This window comes from Vreelandella sp. H-I2, from assembly GCF_052959335.1.
This window is the reverse complement of sequence record NZ_JBRAMC010000027.1, coordinates 1-376: the sequence shown is the minus strand read 5'-3', so window position 1 is coordinate 376 and position 376 is coordinate 1. Positions and strand designations below refer to the sequence as shown.

Below are 376 nucleotides of genomic sequence, written 5' to 3'. Positions count from 1 at the left end.
ACCACGGTGTGGTTCATGACTGGGGTGAAGTCGTAACAAGGTAGCCGTAGGGGAACCTGCGGCTGGATCACCTCCTTAAACGATGCGTCACAGTTAGTAAGCGTCCACAATGAATTACCTGATCAGAATGCTGTTACTACGCAGTGATAAGTGCTCTGTTTTTTTCATGTTAAAAAGAAAAAATAGCGTTTAAAGGTCTTAAGGACGTTTAAAGGTCTTTTTCTTTTTTAAGTCGAAAGAACACTTATCACTGCTTCTAGCAGTCGCTCTTTAACAATGTATATCATGCTGACAAGAACACTTCGTAAGAAGTGCTCTTAAATTGTGATACGTCTCAAGCGTATCCGGCAAAATGAAACGTTATCATTGCGAACCC

1 rRNA gene is annotated in these 376 nt (G+C 41.2%); it reads left to right on the top strand.

The features are described from left to right. Window positions 1–78, top strand: a 16S ribosomal RNA gene (locus tag ACUVOF_RS21970); the annotation flags it as partial. Between the last annotated feature and the right edge of the window lie 298 nt (window positions 79–376).